General features: G+C 44.2%; 18 protein-coding genes and 1 riboswitch. Of the genes, 11 read left to right on the plus strand and 7 right to left on the minus strand.

Translation table 11 applies throughout. The annotated features are described in order from the left end of the window. Nucleotides 1-4: 4 nt before the first annotated feature. Genes WAE59_RS13670 through thiS form a run of 6 tightly spaced genes read right to left on the minus strand, consistent with a single transcriptional unit; the run spans nt 5 to nt 4,847 of the window. Complete coding sequence (locus WAE59_RS13670; protein ID WP_337856528.1) at nt 5-775, minus strand: thiazole synthase; 771 nt, start codon at nt 773-775, stop codon at nt 5-7. After that, the gene (locus tag WAE59_RS13675) at nt 769-1,407 is read right to left on the minus strand and encodes a thiamine phosphate synthase (RefSeq protein WP_337856529.1); all 639 of its coding nucleotides are present in this window, start codon (nt 1,405-1,407) and stop codon (nt 769-771) included. Before WAE59_RS13675 ends, WAE59_RS13670 begins: the two co-directional genes overlap by 7 nt. After that, on the minus strand, nt 1,404-2,153 hold the full coding sequence (locus WAE59_RS13680) for a hydroxymethylpyrimidine/phosphomethylpyrimidine kinase (RefSeq protein WP_337856530.1): 750 nt from the start codon (nt 2,151-2,153) through the stop codon (nt 1,404-1,406). Before WAE59_RS13680 ends, WAE59_RS13675 begins: the two co-directional genes overlap by 4 nt. Beyond that, nucleotides 2,143-2,736, minus strand: a complete 594-nt coding sequence (locus WAE59_RS13685) for a thiamine phosphate synthase (protein ID WP_337856531.1) — start codon at nt 2,734-2,736, stop codon at nt 2,143-2,145. The genes WAE59_RS13680 and WAE59_RS13685 overlap by 11 nt, the downstream gene beginning before the upstream one ends. A 4-nt stretch (nt 2,737-2,740) precedes the next feature. Continuing rightward, nucleotides 2,741-4,624, minus strand: a complete 1,884-nt coding sequence (gene thiC, locus WAE59_RS13690; protein ID WP_337856532.1) for a phosphomethylpyrimidine synthase ThiC — start codon at nt 4,622-4,624, stop codon at nt 2,741-2,743. Nucleotides 4,625-4,643: 19 nt separating this feature from the next. Further along, nucleotides 4,644-4,847, minus strand: coding sequence for a sulfur carrier protein ThiS (thiS, locus tag WAE59_RS13695; RefSeq protein ID WP_337856533.1), 204 nt, complete (start codon nt 4,845-4,847; stop codon nt 4,644-4,646). A gap of 71 nt (nt 4,848-4,918) precedes the next feature. Further along, a riboswitch (TPP riboswitch) is annotated at nt 4,919-5,006 on the minus strand. Nucleotides 5,007-5,212: 206 nt separating this feature from the next. On the opposite strand from thiS, the gene WAE59_RS13700 reads away from it, so the two are divergent. Continuing rightward, entirely contained in the window at nt 5,213-6,367 is a 1,155-nt protein-coding gene (locus WAE59_RS13700) for an MFS transporter (protein ID WP_337856534.1), read from the plus strand. 9 nt (nt 6,368-6,376) lie between these two features. On the opposite strand, the gene WAE59_RS13705 is transcribed toward WAE59_RS13700, so the two are convergent. Then, nucleotides 6,377-6,754 carry a YtxH domain-containing protein gene (locus tag WAE59_RS13705; RefSeq protein WP_337856535.1) on the minus strand — a complete coding sequence of 126 codons (378 nt, stop codon included), beginning with the start codon at nt 6,752-6,754 and terminating at the stop codon, nt 6,377-6,379. Nucleotides 6,755-6,990: 236 nt separating this feature from the next. Here WAE59_RS13705 and WAE59_RS13710 point away from each other — a divergent pair, with 236 nt between their 5' ends. The 10 genes from WAE59_RS13710 to WAE59_RS13755 all read left to right on the plus strand — a co-directional run. Next, on the plus strand, nt 6,991-8,166 hold the full coding sequence (locus WAE59_RS13710; protein ID WP_337856536.1) for an MFS transporter: 1,176 nt from the start codon (nt 6,991-6,993) through the stop codon (nt 8,164-8,166). 89 nt (nt 8,167-8,255) lie between these two features. Beyond that, nucleotides 8,256-8,828: an RNA polymerase sigma factor gene (locus WAE59_RS13715; RefSeq protein ID WP_337856537.1), complete on the plus strand. Its 573-nt coding sequence runs from the start codon at nt 8,256-8,258 to the stop codon at nt 8,826-8,828. 109 nt (nt 8,829-8,937) lie between these two features. After that, a complete protein-coding gene (locus WAE59_RS13720; RefSeq protein WP_337856538.1) occupies nt 8,938-10,050 on the plus strand; it encodes a FecR family protein in 1,113 nt (370 codons plus the stop codon). 185 nt (nt 10,051-10,235) lie between these two features. Then, on the plus strand, nt 10,236-13,643 hold the full coding sequence (locus WAE59_RS13725; RefSeq protein WP_337856539.1) for a TonB-dependent receptor: 3,408 nt from the start codon (nt 10,236-10,238) through the stop codon (nt 13,641-13,643). A gap of 5 nt (nt 13,644-13,648) precedes the next feature. Further along, nucleotides 13,649-15,568, plus strand: coding sequence for a RagB/SusD family nutrient uptake outer membrane protein (locus tag WAE59_RS13730; RefSeq protein WP_337856540.1), 1,920 nt, complete (start codon nt 13,649-13,651; stop codon nt 15,566-15,568). 20 nt (nt 15,569-15,588) lie between these two features. After that, nucleotides 15,589-16,797 carry a DUF5000 domain-containing lipoprotein gene (locus tag WAE59_RS13735; protein ID WP_337856541.1) on the plus strand — a complete coding sequence of 403 codons (1,209 nt, stop codon included), beginning with the start codon at nt 15,589-15,591 and terminating at the stop codon, nt 16,795-16,797. 17 nt (nt 16,798-16,814) lie between these two features. Continuing rightward, complete coding sequence (locus tag WAE59_RS13740) at nt 16,815-17,504, plus strand: DUF4998 domain-containing protein (protein ID WP_337856542.1); 690 nt, start codon at nt 16,815-16,817, stop codon at nt 17,502-17,504. An 84-nt stretch (nt 17,505-17,588) separates the two neighbouring features. After that, nucleotides 17,589-18,347 (plus strand): SGNH/GDSL hydrolase family protein, encoded by a 759-nt coding sequence (locus WAE59_RS13745; RefSeq protein ID WP_337856543.1) that lies wholly within the window; start codon nt 17,589-17,591, stop codon nt 18,345-18,347. Continuing rightward, nucleotides 18,344-20,011 carry an FAD-dependent oxidoreductase gene (locus WAE59_RS13750; RefSeq protein ID WP_337856544.1) on the plus strand — a complete coding sequence of 556 codons (1,668 nt, stop codon included), beginning with the start codon at nt 18,344-18,346 and terminating at the stop codon, nt 20,009-20,011. Before WAE59_RS13745 ends, WAE59_RS13750 begins: the two co-directional genes overlap by 4 nt. An 18-nt stretch (nt 20,012-20,029) precedes the next feature. Next, nucleotides 20,030-21,046: PQQ-dependent sugar dehydrogenase (locus WAE59_RS13755; protein WP_337856545.1), on the plus strand; the 1,017-nt coding region annotated here is incomplete at its 3' end.

Here is a 21,046-nt window from a genome sequence, read left to right on the forward strand (position 1 = left end):
TATATTAAGATAACTCGTCTAAAAAAGAGGTAAGCGGGCTGCTCGGCGATGCGATCTGACTAACACGACCCAATCCGGCTTCAAAAGCCAGTCGTCCGGCTTCTACGGCAATTTTAAATGCTTTGGCCATGGCAACGGGGTCATGGGCTATTGCAATTGCAGTATTCACCAATACAGCGTCTGCACCGATTTCCATGGCCCTTGCTGCGTCAGATGGTGCACCAATACCGGCATCAACGATGACTGGCACGTTACTTTGACTGATGATAATCTCCAAGAAATCTATAGTTTTCAAACCCTTATTGCTGCCAATTGGGGAACCAAGAGGCATGACTGCAGCGGTACCGGCATCTTCCAGTCTTTTACACAGCACGGGGTCTGCATGAACATAGGGAAGTATGATGAAACCGAGTTTTGCTAATTCTTCCGTGGCCTTTAGCGTTTCTATCGGATCGGGCATCAGGTATTTGGGATCCGGGTGTATTTCCAGTTTGATCCAGTTCGTCTCCAGTGCTTCCCGTGCCACTTGGGCAGCGAAGATTGCTTCTTTAGCATTTCTTACCCCAGAGGTGTTCGGTAGCAAGTTGATGTGCGAATGTTTTAACCGCGTTAGGATATTGTCATCCTGATCCTGAAGATCAATACGTTTCAGTGCGACGGTTACCAGCTCAGAACCGGAAGCCAATAAAGCCTGTTCCATAACCTGTGGAGCGCTAAATTTTCCAGTACCGGTAAACAAACGGTATTTAAAAGTGTGGTCTGCAATTCTTAACATATGGTATCTGTTCTAATGGTTAAAGTTTCCTGAATTTCCTGGAGTTGTTCTGCATTCCTGGTGAGTACCGCGGAAATTGCGACACCATGTAAACCAAGCGATGTCAATAGAGGGATGTCCTTCAATTCAATTCCGCCGATGGCAATCAAGGGAATCTTGAGCTTTTCGGAGAGCATTTGATTTATAATGGTTTGATATCCGGTTAAACCAATGATGGGACTTAGGTTTTTCTTAGTTGTGGTGAAACGATAGGGGCCAAGGCCTATATAATCAGCTCCCTCATTTGCACGTTGTAAGATATGAGCGTATGTATTGGCAGTTCCGCCAATAATTGCTTTTTCACCTAATAATGCCCTGGCCTCGGGTATAGGCATATCATCGAGTCCAAGATGTACACCATGTGCTCCCGCTTTTTTTGCAATTTCGGGATAATCATTGATGATTAATGTGGCCTGATATCTCGCACAAAGTGCAACAGCCTCGATGGCAATTTCAAGAATCGCCGATTCAGGTTGTTCCTTAATGCGGAGCTGAATCCATTTTCCGCCCGCTTGCAATACTTTATCGATTGCATCAAGATGCGTTCCTTTTTCCGGCTGTTGAGATATATAATGTAGCTTTTCTATGTTCATGAGTGGTATCCTAAAAGGCTGGTGTTGCTGTTTAAAAAATGTTCGGTATAGGTTTTTGCCAATTTACAAGCCTCCGCCAGTGGATGGCCCAAGGCCAGACGGGCCACAATTGAGGAAGATAGGACGCAGCCTGAACCATGTTTCTGATGAATGGCGCTAAACATTGGAGGAAAAGCCAGGACGTTATCTTGTTCAACCAAATAATCCGTTCCAGGTTCCTTCACATTGTGCCCGCCCTTGAGTAATACAGCACAATACATCGCCCATTGTCTGGCAACAAGCTGCGTATCTATTCCCCCCATTTCTCTCATTTCATTTTCATTTGGAGTGATTAAAGTCAATTGTTTCAGAACAGGGATGAATTGAGAAAGTACGTTACTCCAGTTATGAAACTCAAACCCTGCAGTAGCTCGTAAAATCGGATCGAGGATGATTTTTACATCTGGATTGAAGCTCCGAATATAAGTGATGATCGCAAAAAGGGTATCGAGGTTTTGAATAAGGCCAATTTTGCAGGCAGCTATCGGAAATTTGTTCAATAGAGGTGTTAATTGTGCCATGATTTGTTCCTTTGGCAACCATTGGTTTTGCAGGAAGTCTGTATCACTTTGCACTGTTAAAGCTGTGCAGATCCCGAATCCATAGACTTTGTGTTGCTCGAAACACTTGAGGTCGGATAGTACTCCCGCTCCTGCGCTAGGGTCAAAGCCCGCAATACTTAATACATATGGTCTTTCAATCGGCATGGAATCTCAATTCTTTATATTTCTTAACTGCATTTGAAGGTTCCTTCCACAAGGCTCCCAATACCGCTATCGCTTGGAAACCTAGGGTTCTGAGCAAAGCAATGTGCTGCAGGTCTATTCCTCCGAGCGCGACGGCCTTCACCTCAGCACAGCTGATGATTGTGCTCCATGCTGCCGGATCATAGTCGTCCTTAATCAGACCTTTGTAGCCAGGCTTTGATATGCTGTCAAACACTGGGCTAATGAAGGCATAATCGAAACCGCTCAGTGTTTTGAGTTCAGCTGCTTCGTGTACCGAAGTGCTTTTGATCGTCGCTTCTCTTGATTCCTGACCCTGGCTTCTGTTAATTTCTGTATAATGGAGCCTGCGTATATTAAAATCTTTAATCAATTCGTGGTGCTGGTGCAAAGCAATGCGCTCATGGAAATCGGGACTGATCTCTGTTATCAAAGAGGCACAAGATTTTCTATCCATTTGCTTTTTCCTCAAATGGAGTATTGGTAAGCCGGCCTCAAAAAGCCGGTTTACCAATAGCGCTTCATTAGGAACAAAGCCTGCATCAGAAATTGCGATTAGCTCCATCACTCTATAAATAAATCTCGCTGCCCTTTTCCGTGAATTCCTTAGATTTTTGCTCCATACCCTTCGCAAGCGCCTCTTCGGCGTCTATACCTGTTTTGGCTGCATAATCGCGTACATCCTGCGTGATCTTCATCGAGCAGAAGTTCGGGCCGCACATCGAACAGAAATGGGCGATCTTCGCTCCGTCGGCAGGCAGGGTTTCATCATGGAATTCTTTTGCCGTATCTGGGTCCAGGGACAAATTAAACTGATCTTCCCAGCGGAATTCAAATCTGGCTTTGCTCAAGGCATTGTCGCGGTATTGAGCACCAGGATGTCCTTTAGCCAGGTCTGCTGCATGAGCAGCAATTTTATAGGTGATCACACCGTCTTTAACATCTTTTTTATTAGGGAGTCCAAGATGTTCTTTAGGTGTCACATAACAGAGCATAGCTGTTCCAAACCAGCCGATCATCGCAGCACCAATGGCAGAGGTAATGTGGTCGTAGCCCGGCGCAATGTCGGTTGTCAAGGGACCCAAGGTATAAAAAGGCGCTTCTGAGCAATGCTCCAGCTGCTTCTCCATGTTCTCTTTGATCAGGTGCATCGGCACGTGGCCCGGACCCTCAATGATCGTCTGTACATCATGCTTCCAGGCAATCTTGGTCAGTTCGCCCAGAGTCTCAAGTTCTCCGAACTGGGCTTCATCATTGGCATCTGCAATACAGCCTGGACGTAATCCGTCACCCAAAGAAAAGGCTACATCATAAGCCTTCATGATTTCGCAAATCTCTTCAAAATGTGTGTACAGAAAGTTTTCTTTATGATGTGCCAGACACCATTTGGCCATAATGGATCCACCACGGGATACAATGCCAGTAATTCGTTTTGCGGTGAGCGGTACGTAGCGTAACAGGACGCCGGCATGAATGGTGAAATAATCTACACCTTGTTCGGCCTGTTCTATCAGCGTGTCCCTAAACAGTTCCCAGGTGAGGTCTTCCGCTTTCCCATTGACTTTTTCCAAAGCCTGATAGATGGGCACAGTTCCGATCGGCACCGGAGAATTTCTAATGATCCATTCTCTGGTTTCATGAATGTTCTTTCCCGTGGAAAGGTCCATAATGGTGTCTGCACCCCAACGGCAGGCCCATACTGCTTTTTCCACTTCTTCTTCTATAGAGGAAGTAACTGCGGAGTTTCCAATATTCGCATTGATTTTTACCAGGAAATTCCGGCCGATGATCATCGGTTCGAGTTCTGGATGATTGATGTTGCAGGGAATGACAGCTCTGCCTGCTGCCACTTCCTGGCGAACAAATTCGGGAGTAATGTAACCTTTCGGTGTATTGGCACCAAAACTATGACCCTTGTGTTGATGGCCCATTATTCCGTGTTGACTCCCTAACTGTTCATTTAGCAGATCAATTCTTTGATTTTCACGGATAGCGATATATTCCATCTCCGCAGTGATCATCCCCTTTTTTGCATAGTGCATCTGGGATACATTGGCACCCTTGATGGCTTTATAGGGTCTTTTGATGTATGCAAAACGAAGTGCATCGAGTTTGTTGTCGGCAAGCCGCTGTTGACCATAATCTGAGGAAATGTGTTCCAGTTGTTCAACGTCTTTACGGTCGGTGATCCATTTTTCTCTTAGTCTTGGTAATCCTTCCCGTACATCGATATGAGCTTCCGGATCGGTATATGGACCACTGGTGTCATAAACGGTAACGGGTGGGTTAGTTTCTGTGAGACCGAATCCGTTGTGAATTTTGGTATCACTTAAACTGATTTCCCGCATAGCTACTGCGATGTCATGAAGTTGTCCCTTCACATGGATCTTGCGGGAAGAGGGGAAAGGGCTACGGCTAATGACCTGTTCGGTTGGAGTTTTTTCTACTTTCATCTTTTCGGTGTTTTTAGGGTTATCCGCCTTGAGTGGCTTTAATGAGCAATACCTGATCACCCTGCCTCAGTACATGCAGGTGCCAGTCAGATTTAGAAATAATGTTTTGATTGACCGCTACTGCGAAGCCTGTAGTAGTTGCAGGCAATAGCATAGAGAGCATCTGTTTCACGGAACAGGCGTCTTCAAGGACATGTTTTTTTTGGTTTACAGTAACTTCCATTTCGCTTCAAATTTGAAATTGCAGGAAAACTGTAGGGGATAGCCCATCAAGGACCGAAAAGACAGCAAAGGTAATTTGCTTCTACTTTTCCCTTCGGCAGTACTAACTGCATCAGGTTCAAAGGGTATATCTCAGCACAAGGCACCCCTAAAGTTTTTTGCTAAGCTAGAGTATATTTTTTAATAATGCAACAGATCAATTTGGGTCGAAAATTATTCCACATAATAAAATTGTTTTGTGGGTTCAGTAGAGCAGGGTCCAATTGATGCCGATATAACGTTTTCGTAAAAAATGAGATGGCATGCTAAATAGTTTTTCTAACCTCAAAATGGAATGTTACCTTTGCAAATCGCTAACTAATTTAAATGATCTCCAAAAGCAAACACAGGTTTTTTCTAAGCCTTTTCTTTTTCATTTCAGGATTCAGTTTTGCTACCTGGGCATCCCGAATTCCGACCATAAAGACGACCTTTGATTTTAACGAAGCCGAGTTGGGGACTATTCTTTTAGCCATGCCTGTTGGATCGCTGATAGGACTTCCGATTTCAGGCTGGCTGGTGTCCAGGTACAACAGTAGAGTACCTTTGGCTGTTGGATATGGTTTGAATGCATTTTCACTGGCCCTGATTGGATTTGCCCCCAATACCTTGAGTCTGATCATTGCCATCGCACTATTTGCTTTTACAACCCGTATTTTCAATATATCAGTCAACACCCAAACTTTAACATTACAAAAGCAATTCGAGAAGAAAATCATTGGATCCTTTCACGGCTACTGGAGCATCGGTGGCATCGCTGGTATACTGCTTTCTACTTTTCTACTTTCATTAAATGTTTCCCTGCACGTGCATTTTAGCATTGTAGCAGTAATCATGCTGTTAGTTACCCTGTATTCCTATCAATTTCTTCTAAAAGGCGATCGTTCTGAGACTGGTAACAAGCTCATTTTGAGTAAGCCTGATCCATATATTTTCTATCTTGGAATCGTGGTATTCCTGTGTGCCATCTGTGAAGGAGGAATGTTCGACTGGAGTGGGATTTATTTTCAGGAAGTGATCAAGGTCGAAATCTTTACTTACGGTTATTTGATTTTCATGACCTTTATGGCGGCATCGCGTTTCCTGTCTGATTTGATCATCGGTCGTTTTGGAATGCCAAAGACCTACGTTATGAGTGCCATTTGTATCATATCAGGCATTAGTCTGGCAGTGACCATGCCTAATTTCTGGACGGCAATGGTGGGCTTCTCCATGGTAGGTTTTGGTACTGCATCCGTTATACCAATGTCCTATGCACTTGCTGGTGCATCCCAAAAGTACTCTCCTGGGATGGCGATATCCATTATCGCTACCTATTCCATTACCGGGATGTTATTCGGTCCACCACTGATCGGTTACCTCGCACACGCGTTCAATCTGCGGGTATCTTTTATTGTATTCGGCATTTGTGGATTGATGCTGGTACCCATCACCAGGTTGTTTTTCAACCTTCAGATACAAGTTCAAAAGCAAAATGTATAAAATGAGCGCTTAACTGTGGAGATGATCCGTTCCATTAGTCCGTTCCAATTCAGCATCTCTAAATTCTTTAAATTCCTGTGAAGCCTGGTCTACTCTGGATTTAACCTGGTTCAGCAATTTATCTTTCAGACCTGAAATGTGATCTTTTCCGTTGTTGATCTTGTCTTTTATTGCGTAGAGTCCGTCTTTAGCATCATCTGCCAGATCCAATGCTTTGTCAGAAATCCGCTCACGTGTGTTTTTACCGCTATCTGGAGCGAATAATATGCCCAGTACAGCCCCTACGGCCAAACCTGTCAGTAATCCAACTACTGCGGCAGTTCTACCTGAAGAACTACTTCCTTGCAGATCTGGTAATTGCTTAGTTAATAATTTCTTGTAATTCATAATCGCTTTTTATACGAACTAATAACACATACCATACCAATCTGTGCTTATCCTATTGTTTTTATCATGATTTCAGCTGTGCTATAGTTTTTTGCCTGTCGAAGATCACATTTTTCTTCATTAGATGAACTAGCACAGGATACCATACGTTTGTAATTTTTTCCTTTTTTCTGGTCGACTGCGTGCTTAAATTGTCTATTTTTGCAATGTGTAAATTTTACACTAACTATGCTTTTATGAAGAAGAGTTTGCTCAGTTTGACCCTCGGGGGATTAGGGATCGGAATTACTGAATTTGTGATGATGGGACTGCTACCGGATATCGCTAAAGATTTAAGGATCAGTATCCCGGAAGCGGGACATCTGATCTCTGCCTATGCGTTAGGTGTGGTTATCGGTGCGCCGCTTCTGGTGGCTATCGCAGGTAGCTATCCTCCGAAAAAGATTCTTATGGTACTGATGCTGATGTTTACTGGCTTCAACGCATTATCAGCATTCGCTCCTGACTATTCCACGATGTTTATCGCAAGGTTATTGGCAGGTCTGCCTCATGGCGCATTTTTTGGCGTTGGTTCTGTGGTGGCCAGCCGGATTGCAGAAAAGGGTAAGGAAGCCCAGGCTGTCTCGTTAATGTTTGCCGGACTAACTATTGCAAACGTAATTGGCGTACCCTTAGGTACCTATATAGGACATAATTTTTCCTGGAGATATACTTTTGTTATCATTGTGATTGTGGGTATCATTACCTTATTGAGTTTAAAATTCTGGATGCCTGCATTGCCTGCAACTAAGAACAGAAATTTAAAAGAAGAAATGAGCTTCTTTAAATTACCAGAAGCCTGGCTAATCATCATTATGATTGCGATTGGTACAGGTGGATTGTTTGCCTGGTACAGTTATATCGCGCCATTGCTGACTGAAGTCTCCGGATTCTCTGCGAATTCTATTACCTACGTGTTGGTGCTCGCAGGATTGGGTATGCTGGTAGGCAACTTTATAGGGGGCAGATTAGCCGATCGCTTTTCTCCAGCCAAAGCCTCAGTTGCATTATTGGTGACCATGGCCATCACCTTGTTTATTGTGCACTACGTAAGTGGCAACCAGATCATTTCATTGGTCATGACTTTTATAACAGGTGCTGTAGCTTTTGCGTTAGCAGCCCCCATCCAGATGCTTATGATCAATACCGCAAAAGGATCGGAAATGCTGGCCGCCTCTGTGAGCCAAGCCAGTTTCAATATTGGGAATGCCTTAGGTGCCTTTTTAGGTGGTCTACCACTTGCTGCAGGCTACGACTACACCTCGCCGGTTTTGATAGGTTCAGCTATGGCACTTACTGGTGCGGCATTTGCCTGGATGCTGATCGCTCGTACGAAAAGATCCTTACAAATGAATTATGCCATGAAGGTTTAAGTACCTGTTCATCGTCATTGATGGAGTTTGCGAATCAACAATTATAAGTTTTGTGAATTTTATAATTATATTCGTTCGACCAATAACCAATGATGACGGGATATCATTTATTTTCAGATGCAGATTTGTTCGCATTGCTGTGCAATGGCGATCATCGTGCCTATACTGAAATTTACGATCGTTATAGTGGGTTGTTATATATTCATGCTTATAAAAGAATAAGAAATAGGGAGGAAGCCAGAGATCTGATTCATGAATTGTTTACTGTTCTTTGGGTAAAGAGGCAAGAGATCAATCTGAAAACCGAGTTGTCAGCTTACCTGTACCGGGCAGTTCGCAACCGCGTCATCGATTTGGTCAATCACCAAAAAATGCAGGCTTCTTATGTCAGTTCCTTCCACGGTTTCGCGAGCAACGGGACTAATGTTACTGATCATGCTGTACGTCAAAAAGAATTAAGTCAACTGATCGAAAAAGAAATTTCTGCCCTGCCGGAGAAAATGCAACAGGTATTTAACCTGAGCAGAAATGAATACATGAGCCATAAGGAAATTTCAGAAACTTTGGAGATTTCCGAGCTCACGGTACGCAAACAGATCAACAATGCCCTTAAGGTATTGCGCCCTAAGTTGAGCAAGCTCCTTTCCCTCTTTTTTTTCTAGTAAATCACTAAATGGGTTTAGTGGATGAAAATATTTTATTTTTATCTACTCCATAGGACCTACTTGTTCGTCAATGTGCTAAATAAAAGATAAAACTCTTTTTGTGCATATGCTAAAACCAGATATAAAAGACTTGCTGAATAGATACAAAGAGGGCATTTGTACCGAAGAGGAGCGCATTTTAGTGGAGAGTTGGTACCTGAACTGGGAGACAGGCAACTTCGATCTTTCTGAAGAGGAGTTGCTGGATGATCTGGCAATGATTAAATCAGCACTACCAAAACAACCAAAGTCTACAAGATTGTTTTTTCGCATTTCCGCCGCTGCAATGTTCTTGCTTGCCTTGGGGATTTCATTTTATTTTATTGGGAACAAGCATTCCAGCCCCCCGGCTAAGGACATTACCCAATCAGCGGTCAAAATTTTACCAGGAAGAAATCAAGCTACGCTTACACTCTCAGATGGAACCACTGTGCTGCTGGATACAGCGACACAGTTGGGCACCATCAATCAGCAGGGGGTTAAGATCAACAAAACCGCTGATGGCAAATTAGTCTACCTGAATACGGCAACTGGCCAGGCAATAGATGCCTACAATACGATTAGGACACCGAATGGCGGAAGGTATGACATTACATTGCCTGACGGAACATTAGTTACCCTTAATGCAGCTTCCAAAATTAAATTTCCTATTGTCTTTTCAGGATCGGAGAGAAGGGTAGAATTGGAAGGGGAAGCTTATTTCGAAGTAACAAAGGATGCTACAAAGCCATTTTTAGTGGTGTCAGGGAAGCAGACGGTACAGGTATTGGGTACGCATTTTAATGTGAATAGCTATCAGGACGAACCTCAGATACGCACGACATTACTGGAAGGAAGCGTATTGGTCAAGGGTGCCACACAGGTCTTGTTAAAACCGGGAGAACAGGCCCGCGCCGGACATGGGGCAGAAAGTTTTCGCGTAGCAAACGTAGATGTGCAGACCGAAGTGGCCTGGAAAAATAATTTGTTCTTTTTTGAAAATGAGCCCATTAAGAATTGTATGAGGCAAGTGGCCAGATGGTACGATGTGGAAGTCGTCTATGAAGACGAGGTCAGCGATAAGAAAGTATGGGGTTCAGTGACCAGGTTTAGTGAGATCTCTAAAGTACTGGAAATACTTGAGCTTACGGGTAATATACATTTTAAGGTAGCAGGAAGGAGGATCACCGTTATGAAATAGTGCTACATTCAATGAAATAATACCAGAGGTGCTGGAAACACCCCCGGTATTTACATCAGTTTACCAAATGAAATAATTGCAGTTACATCAGAGGAATAAACCAAATAACCAAATGTATGAATTTTTACGAATTTATTAGGCAGCGCTTTGCCGTCTTTGTGCCTAATTATCAAATCTTGCGTATAATGAAAGTAACTTTTTTTCTAATCGTCGTGCTCTGTCTGAAAATCAGTGCTGCCGGTTTTGCCCAGAAAATTACATTTTACCAAAAAAACGCATCCATTAAAACCGTATTTAAAGAAATCACCAAGCAAACTTCTTACCAGGTTGTTTGCGATGGCGATCTCATAGACAATGCACCAGTGCTGGATGTAAATTTTAAACAGGCTGGTATCAACACTGTGCTCGACAAATTCTTTAAAGGCCAGAACCTGAGCTGGGCCCTCAATGAAAATATCATCGTGATCAAAAAAGGTATCGCAGCTACAGTACCCATGGTAGTCCCGGTAGTTCAACAGGACGTTCAGGTTTCTGGTATTGTAAAAGACAGTACCGGAGCCATCCTGCCTGGCGTATCCGTGAGCGTGAAGGGCAAATCCAATATCGGTACCGCTACAGATATGAACGGGCGCTATATACTTAGTGTTCCCGAGGGCTCTACACTTGTTTTTTCCATGATCAGTTTTAAAACCCAGGAAGTGGCAGTAGGAAAGAACCGGATCATCAATATCACGCTACTGGAGTCCGACGATGCCCTGGATGAGGTAGTGGTTACTGCTTTTGGAAATCTCCAGAAGAAAAGTGACCTGATCGGAGCTGTGAGCAGTATTTCGCCTAAAGACTTGAAAATCCCCTCCAGTAACCTGACGGCTGCCTTGCAGGGCAGAGTCGGTGGACTCGTTTCTTTTCAAAGAAGCGGAGAACCAGGATTGGATAATGCCGATTTCTTCATTCGTGGTGTAGGGTCATTCGGCGTCAATAAAAAGCCATTGATCCTCATCGACAATATGGAGGTGACTACAGATGAATTAGCTAGGATTCCTCCCGATGATATTGCCAGCTTTTCAATATTGAAGGATGCAACTTCGTCGGCAGTATACGGCTCAAGAGGTGCTAACGGGGTTATTGTGGTCACTACAAAGCAAGGCGTGTCTGGGCCGGCCAAACTAAGTTTCCGTGCCGAGCAGCGGTTGTCTGTAGCCACACAGGATTTACAAATTGCCGATCCCGTCACTTTTATGAAAATGAGTAATGAAGCGATCATGACCCGTCAGCCGGACGTTCCTTTTTATTCGGACGAAAAGATTGCGATGACGGCAGCAGGCACTGATCCCTTAACCTATCCTGCAGTGGATTGGCTGGATATGCTGACTAAAAACCATACTACAACCCAAAATTATAGCTTGAGTATCAGCGGTGGGGGAAATCTGGCAACTTACGCAGTGAGCGGTAGCCTTACCCAGGACAATGGACTATTGAAAGTCAACCCAATCAATAACTTTAATACAAACGTAGATTTTAAAACTTACAACCTGCGGAGTAACATCAATTTCAACCTAACCAAATCTACACAACTGATGGTGAGGACTATTGGTAATTTCCAGATCTACTCAGGTCCGCCAATTACAGGAAGTGAAGCTTATGCACAGGCTTTAACCTCCAATCCCGTAATGTTTCAGCCGACCTATACTCCTGGTCCTCAACAAGCTTACATTAAGCATCCCTTATTTGGGAATTACAGCAATGGAACTTTCAGGAATCCATATGCAAATGTTGTGAGGGGATATCAGGAGCGGAATTCCAACAACATGCAGGCCCAGGTTGAGTTAAGGCAGGATCTTTCCTCTTTCGTTACCGAAGGTTTGAGTTTCCGGAGTTTGGCAAACTTGACCCGGAAGTCAGAATACCGCATTGTGAGGCAGTACAATCCATTTTATTATACGCCCGGTACATTTAATGAGACTACGGGAGCTTATACCTACCTAAATCTAAATCCCAATACCGGTACAGAAACCTTAAGTTTTGAATCCGGCGGTAGGGGGTTATCTGCATTGTTCTACATGGAAAATGCTTTTTCCTATAATCGCACCATTAATACGAAACATGCTGTAACTGGTATGGTGATCAATACCTTAAGGACAAATATTACTCAGCCAAATGGCGACGATTTTAGCCTTTTGAACACCCTTCCTTTCAGGAACGTCAGTTTTTCTGGAAGCTTTACTTATGCCTATGATAACCGCTTCCATGCGCAGTTCGCCTTCGGTTACAATGGCTCAGAACGTTTCTCCGACAAATACAGATGGGGCTTCTTTCCATCAGGAGGTCTGGCCTGGACGATCAACAACGAAAAGTTTATGGAACCTGTGAAGGATGTGATCAACACGCTAAGATTGAGGCTTACCCATGGTATGGTTGGAAACGATGCCATCTCCGATGAGCGCTTTTTCTACCTGTCGGATGTAAACCTAAACAATCCCAATTTTGGCTTTTCATTTGGTATGCCAGGTAGCCTCACAACGGTAAATGGTATCTCTACTAACCGGTATGAAAATACCACAGTTCGCTGGGAACGTTCCAGACAAACCAACTTAGGTATCGATCTTGGCTTATTTAAAGGAGCACTTACGATCACTGCCGATGTTTATCGTCAGGACCGCAAGGACATCGTACAGTCAAGGGCCTCATTACCTTCTTCACTGGGCTTAGTCAATTCACCGCTAGTGAACCTTGGCAAATACAGAAGCACCGGTGTAGATATGGAAGCAGCGTTCAATAAAGTGGTCAACAACAACCTTTGGTTCCAGGGCCGCAGTACCTTTACCATTGCCAAAGGTAAATACATAGAATTCGAAGAGCCCTATTACAATTATCCTTACCTGACCAGGATTGGACTTGCCTCTAGTCAGCAACGCGGTTACATCGCGGAACGACTGTTTGTCGATGACGATGAGGTGGCCAACAGTCCTGAGCAATCCTTTGGTTCTGTAGTAAGAGGTGGAGATATCAAATATGTAGACGTAAACGGCGACGGTCGTGTCAATGCTGACGATATGGTGCCTATCGGTTATCCGACTACACCTGAGATCAACTACGGATTTGGACTTTCCACTGGTTATAAAAACTTTGACTTCTCCTTTTTCTTCTCAGGCGTAGCTAATACTTCTTTATTCATTTCACCAATTTCATCCCAACCAGGTGATGCAACACAGGGAATAGCGCCTTTTGGCAATATTACTACGCCTAAAGCTGTATTGAAGGCTATTGCCGATAGTCACTGGACAGAAGAAAATCAGAACGTATATGCGCTTTGGCCTCGTTTGAGCTCCACAGCCTTGAGTAACAATACCCAAACCAGTACTTATTGGCTACGCAACGGAGCATTTTTAAGATTGAAACAAGTTGAACTCGGCTATACCCTGAATAAGAGCTTCACCAAGAAGATCAAGATTGATGCGCTAAGGTTTTATGTGAGTGGAAGCAATCTATTCAAGATCAGTTCTTTTGACTTATGGGATCCTGAAATGGGTGGTAATGGATTAGCCTATCCCTTGCAGCGCGTGTTCAACTTCGGATTAAAACTAGACCTATAACAGCCATGAAAAAACACATCATCATTATATTTTTAATAATTGCAGGTAGTTTTTCATCCTGTAACAAATACATGGATATTGTTCCGGACAATGTGCCCGAACTGTCCAATGCATTCAACTCGAGGGTAATGGCTGAGCGATATCTCGCCACCTGCTACAGTTGGCTACCGGGTGGCTTCGATCTGGAAGCCAATCCTGCAATTTTTGCAGGCGACGAACTCTGGTTGAACACTACTTATGATCAGAATACGGGCTTTAACAATTGGAAAATTGCCAAAGGTAACCAAAACTCCAATAGCCCACTCAACAACTATTGGGATGGACAGAACCAGGCAAAAAGTCTTTGGCGGGGCATTAGGGATTGCAATGTATTCCTTGAAAATATTGTCAAAGTACCTGATATGGATGAATTTGAGATCAAGCGCTGGGCTGCTGAAGTGACCTTTCTGAAGGCTTATTATCATTATTATCTTATGCGTTTATATGGGCCTATCCTGATTCAGGATATCAACCAGCCAGTCACTGTAGATCCTTTAGAAACACAACAGGAACGCGCACCGGTAGATGACTGTGTAGCTTACATCACGGGCTTGATCGACAGTGCAATACCTGATCTCCCCGATGATATCACCATCCTTACAGAGAACGGCCGCATTAGTAAGTTGATCGCTTATTCTATGAAGGCAGAGATACTGGTTACCGCTGCCAGTCCATTATTTAATGGCAATACAGATTATGCTGGCTTTGTCAATTCTGCCGGGCAGTCCTTCTTCAACCAGACACCCAGCAAAGAGAAATGGGTAGCAGCGGCTGAAGCTTGCAAGATTGCGGTTGAAATGGCCGAACTCAATGGTCGTGCACTATTTAAATGGCAACCACCTGTGAGCATGACGGTAACGCCTCAACCAACAACAGTGAACCAGATGAGCTTCCGCGAAGCACTGGCGGAGCGACAGAACAACCCAGAGCAGATTTGGGTCAACAATACCTCTCGTGCTACAAGCGGATTTCAGGCAGCAGCTACCGTAAGAAGTTACGATCCTGCATTTGTGGACAATAGCACCTTGGGGGGCTATCTGTCGCCAACATTAAATATGGCCTTGCTTTTTTACAGTAAAAACGGAGTTCCGATTGAGGAAGACCTCAATTACGAATACGGCAATAGGTTTTTGTTGAGGGTAGTACCCAATACCAACGAATACAAATACAAACTTACCGCAAACTATACGACTATTGGCTTGCATTTCGATAGGGAAGATCGTTTTTATGCATCGCTATCGTTCGATGGCGGAAGGTATCTAATGAGTTCACAAACCAATGACGACCTTGCGTTCAATACAAACTACAAACTCACTGGTAACGCCGGGCCTATTAATGCAAACATTTATTCAGCAACAGGCTATACGCCCAAGAAATTAGTGAGTTATCGGAATGTAGTAGGTGCATCCAACTCTTATTCGGTATACGAATATGCATATCCGATGATGCGGTTGGCCGATTTGTACCTTTTTTATGCAGAATCGATGAATGAAGCCTACGGGCCAAGTGCAGAAGTCTACGCATTGATAGATAAAGTGAGGGCACGTGCAGGGCTCAATGGTGTTGTCAACTCATGGGCACAGTTTTCCCGTAATCCAGCTAAGCCAACTACTTACCTGGGCTTACAGGACATCATCAGGAGGGAGCGGGCGATAGAACTGATGTTCGAAGGTAAACGTTTCTGGGATTTGCGCAGGTGGAAGACTGCTCAGCAGGCGCTAAATACGAACATCACAGGATGGAGTGTAAAGGAACGCGAATCGCAGCTGTTCTACAGACAGGTGAATCTTTTCAGCCGCACCTTCAGTACACGCGACTATTTATGGCCGCTCAGTCTGGGCGAAATGCGCCGCAACTCAAAATTAAAACAGAATCCAGGTTGGTAATCTCATAAAAATATAGGGATATGAACATCATACAAAAAATACAGATAGCACTGTCTATCGCGGTCCTTATCGCAGTTAGTTCCTGCGAAAAAGACCTTGTACCCAAAGCACTGAAATCGGGAGAAGCACCGGGGCCGGTCAAAAATTATACTTATCAATCCATTCCTGGTGGTGCCATCATCACCTATGAGCTGCCGGAAGGTAGTGATCTGAGGTACGTAAAAGCCACGTATACACTGAATTCAGGAGTGACTAGGGAAGCGAAATCTACGGTCTACAAGAATACCATTCAAGTAGATGGGTTTGCAAATGAGGGTGAGTACGACATTCAGTTGAATGCAGTAGGGCTTGGAGATGTAGAGTCTATACCGCTCATTGCCAAAATTAAGGCGGGTAGACCTTCGCATAAGTTACTGATGGATAGCGTCAAAATCAATAATTCTATGTATGCGGCATTTGGTGGATTAAATATTGACTTCAAGAACTACACACAAAGCAGCATGGTATTCCATTTGTTGGCCAAAGATGCTACTGGCACCAATTGGAAGGAAATTCAGACATCCTATTCCAGTGCAAGGGCAGGGCGTATCCGCGCAAGGGGCCTGGAACCAGTGGCTGCTGAATACGCAGTTTTCGTAACCGATAGGTGGAACAATAGAACTGATACCATTAGCGTCACACTTACCCCACTTAAGGAAGCACTAATCACTACTAAATTTGCTGCTTTGACGCTATCAAATGATACCTGGGAGCACCATACCGCGCAAGGAAGAGCAAGACCCCTAGTCATCTTATTTGACGGCCAGCGGAATCAGAATGGTAGCATATTCCAGACAAAACCAACTTCTGGCCTGCCACAATGGTTCACTTTCGATATGACCCAAGCTTTTCGTTTGAGTCGCTTTATTCTTTATCCAGACATTCCACCTTCGGATCGTAATGTCTATGCTGCAGGGCAGCCGATGGAATTTGAACTCTGGGGCAGCAATTCACCTACCGCAAGTTTCGATAGCTGGACACTTGTAGGTAACTTCAAATCTGTAAAACCATCAGGTAGCCCACTAGGCATAGTTACAGCAGATGATATTGCACAAGCCAGAGCAGGGGAGGAATATGAAGTGGAAGGAAATGCGGGAAGTTTCCGTTACTGGAGATTCAAAACCATTTCTACCTGGGGAAATGTACTCTACCTCCAATTAGCAGAATTAACTTTTTACGGAGCTTTGTAATGAAAAAAGAGAAAACGATGAAACAGAACATATTCACATTTCTATTGAGTTTAGGGATTTTGGCAGTCGGTATCAGCGGTTGCGAAAAGAATGCTGGTAACTATGATCAGTATATAGACCAGGCAGAAAAGGTTTATCCAGGAAAGCCTAAATCACTCACTATCTTTCAGGGATATAACAGGGCACAGATCAGCGCGCTGATGAGTCCTGATCCCAGAGTAGTCAAAATGCGTCTTTATTGGAATAATAGGAGAGATTCCATTGATACAGAAATAACTGCGGCAGATTTAGCAAAAGCAAAGCTAGTAAATATTGCTACGATCGGAGAAGGGGTATACACCTTTGAAGCAGTCACCTTTGATGCCAGTGGAAAGCGTTCTGTAATACTTTCAAAAACGGGATCCATTTTGGGCGATAATTACCTGAGCACCCTGTTCAATAGAGTACTTAAGGCAAAAATCACTGTCGGTACGGAAAAGGCAGTTTCATGGTATTCAGAAACAGATACAGCTTCAACTATGGCTGGGGTAAGAGTGGCTTATCCTTTAAGAACTGGTGGAACAGGAGTCATTTTCACCAAGAAGTTGAGAGATACGACCATATTGACCAATGCCCTGGTAGGAGGAAGCATGTCCATCAAAACTGCTTATCTGCCTAAAAATGCCATTGATACATTTTATTCTAAAACTGAGATTTTGGCTTACTAAATCTTTTATCCTATAATCTGTATGGAGCTTTGTCTACATTTTAAGAGAGATAAAGCTCCAAATCAGATTTTTAAAAATAGATGCATGAATAAATATAGAAGAGGTTTTTTGAAGAAGAGCCTGCTGGGTACGGCAGCAATCCTCAGTAGCGGCGATCTGCTGGCAATGGCGAAAATAAAAATGTCAGTTCAGCAACAAGGTACGGATGACCCGATTGTTGTCAACGCTGGTATTGGCGGCAACAATACCGTAGATCTTCTCAATCGTATCGAGAAAGATTGCCTGGCACTAAAACCTAAATTAACTATATTGATGGTCGGTACGAACGATATGAACAGTGTGAAACACGTTCCGCTCAAAGACTATGAAAAAAACCTGGATGCCATGGCAAAGATGATCACACAATCGGGGAGTAAGCTCCTGATGATGACGATCCTTCCTGCCTATGAACCAGATTTACTGACAAGGCACCCTTCAGCATTTTATGAACCGGAAGGTGTATCTGGTAGGAGGAAGCAAGTCAATGAAGTGATCAGGAGGGTATCCAAAAAATACAAAGCAGATTTTCTGGATCTGGGCCTTCGTTTTGATACCATTGGCAAAATCGGCACAGGCAAAGACTCACTCATCCAAAATGAGGCAAACAGCAATAAGCGGGATGGCATTCACCCTACAGCCAATGGCTACCGTTTCATTGCGCTTAGCGTTTACGACCACATTACCCTGCGTCAGCTGCCCTTATCTGGTATTGTATGCTTCGGCGACAGCATCACCAATGGCGATGGAAGTATTAATCGTGACAGTTATCCCGCATACCTAAAGAAATTATTATCCGCAACATGAAAGACACACTTATGAGAAAACCCTACATCCTACTTTTAATTGCAATCACCTGTCTCCTTGGAAAAACAAATGCTCAAAATGTATCGTCAACATATGAAGCGGATATTGTCATCTATGGAGGCACCTCTGCAGCCATCACTGCTGCGGTCCAATCTGCTAAACTCGGTAAAAAAGTACTGGTGGTATCACCAGATGTGCATCTTGGCGGTCTTTCAGCAGGTGGTCTGGGTTTTACAGATACCGGCAATAAAGAAGTCATTGGTGGACTGGCCCGGGAATTTTACCACAGGGTTTACCTGCATTACCAATCAGACACTGCCTGGAAATGGCAAAAGCAAGCCGAATATGGCAATAAAGGTCAGGGCACGCCTGCGATAGATGGTACAGACCGCACGATGTGGATTTTTGAACCACATGTTGCAGAAAAAATTATGGAAGATTTTGTGAGAGAACACAAAATTTCCGTTTACCGCAATGAATGGCTGGACAGAAAAAAAGGGCTGAAAATGAAATCAGGCGCCATCACCAGCATTACGACATTGAGCGGCAAAGTATTTAAAGCCAAGGTTTTTATTGATGCCACTTACGAGGGTGACCTGATGGCCGCGGCTAAAGTAAGCTACCATGTTGGCAGAGAACCTAACGCACAGTATGGCGAACAATGGAACGGCATTCAGACCGGTGTATTCCAGCATGGCCATCACTTTGTCAAGCCCATCGATCCCTACCGGATTGCAGGCGATAAGAACAGCGGACTGCTTGCCGGAATTTCTGCCGAACAACCCGGACTAAAAGGTGCCGGCGACAATAAGTTGCAAGCCTACTGCTTCAGGATGTGCCTCTCTAATCACCCTGAGAATAAGATTACTTTCCCTAAGCCAGACAATTACAATCCAGCCAATTATGAGTTGTTGGCCAGGGTATTTGCCTCAGGTTGGAAAGAGGTGTTCAATAAATTTGATCCGGTTCCCAATCGCAAGACGGATACCAATAACCACGGCCCGTTCAGTACCGATTTTATCGGGATGAATTACAAATATCCCGAAGCTTCTTATGAAGAGCGCCGGGCAATCATCAAACAACATGAGGATTACCAAAAAGGCCTGATGTATTACATGGCCAACGATCCAAAGGTACCGGAAGATGTCAGGAAGAGGATGAGTACGTGGGGATTGGCCAAGGATGAATTTAAAGACAATGGTGGTTGGCCGCATCAGATTTACGTGAGGGAAGCCAGAAGAATGGTCAGTGATTATGTCATGTCTGAAAACGAAGTCTTAGGAAAAAAGGCGGTAGTTCGTTCTGTAGGGATGGGATCCTATGCACTGGATTCGCACAATACCCAACGCTATGTGACTGCGGAAGGTTTTGTGCAAAATGAGGGAGATATTGGCGTTAAAGCACCAAAACCTTACGGAATTTCTTACGATGCCATCGTACCTAAAGCCAAAGAATGCAGCAATTTATTGGTGCCGGTATGTCTTTCTATTTCCCATATCGCTTATGGCTCTGTGCGTATGGAACCGGTATTTATGATCCTCGGAGAGTCGGCAGCTACAGCGGCTTCGCTGGCCATAGATCATAAAACGACTGTACAAAAAGTAAATTATACAGCATTACAGCAACTCTTGCTGAAGCAAAAGCAGCGCTTAACGCTCAATTAACCATTGAATAAAAAATATATGCTCAATTCAAATAGCCGGGAATTTGTGATTAAAATAAATCTCATTACCGCGTCTAAATGGCTTTGTTTTTTGTCGTTGCTGCAGTTTTCCGCAGTAGCGCAAGATGCCAAACCTGAATCCAACAGGTTCACAAAGGTTGTACTGGCCCAAAAGCTGGAAGAGCCGATGCAGTTCCAGGTCATGGAAGGTGGAAAGGTTTTATACGCCGAAAGAAAAGGCAAACTGAAACTTTATGATCCCGCAACCAATAAAATGGAGGTCATCGCCGACCTGCAGGTAAGCCGGGAATATGTAAAAAAGAAGTCGGAACGGGAAGAAGGCGAGGATGGGCTGCAGGGTGTGATCCTGGATCCGGATTATGCCAGCAACCACTGGATCTACATCTTCTATTCCCCTAAGTCAGCATCAGTCAACAGGCTTTCCCGCTTCACCTGGAAGAGTGGAAAGCTCAATATGGCTACCGAAAAGAAAGTACTGGATGTGCCTGTGCAGCGCGAAGAATGCTGCCATGTAGGCGGTGGGATGGTTTTCGACAAGGATAAAAACTTGCTGCTCAGCACTGGAGATAATACTTATTCTAAGTCTTCTGACGGCTTTACCCCTATAGACGAGCGGCCCGGAGCTGCACCAAGGGACGCCCAGAAGTCATCCGGCAATACCAATGACCTAAGGGGCAAGATCCTGAGGATCCATCCCGAAGCGGACGGTACTTATACCATTCCTGAAGGAAATCTATTTCCCAAAGGCACACCGAATACCCGTCCGGAGATCTACACGATGGGCAACAGAAATCCATGGCGACTCACGATAGATAGCAGGACCAACTGGCTCTACTGGGGAGAGGTAGGACCGGACGGTGCAAACGGTTCAGAGAGTAGAGGACCGCGTTCCTATGATGAATTTAACATCGCAAAAAAAGCCGGCAATTATGGCTGGCCTTATTTTATCGGCGATAACCAGGCCTACCGTTACTACGATTTTGCCACAAAGAAATCAGGCGAACTTTACGATGCC

Origin of the sequence: Pedobacter sp. GR22-6, from assembly GCF_037402555.1 — a bacterium.
GTDB lineage: Bacteria > Bacteroidota > Bacteroidia > Sphingobacteriales > Sphingobacteriaceae > Pedobacter.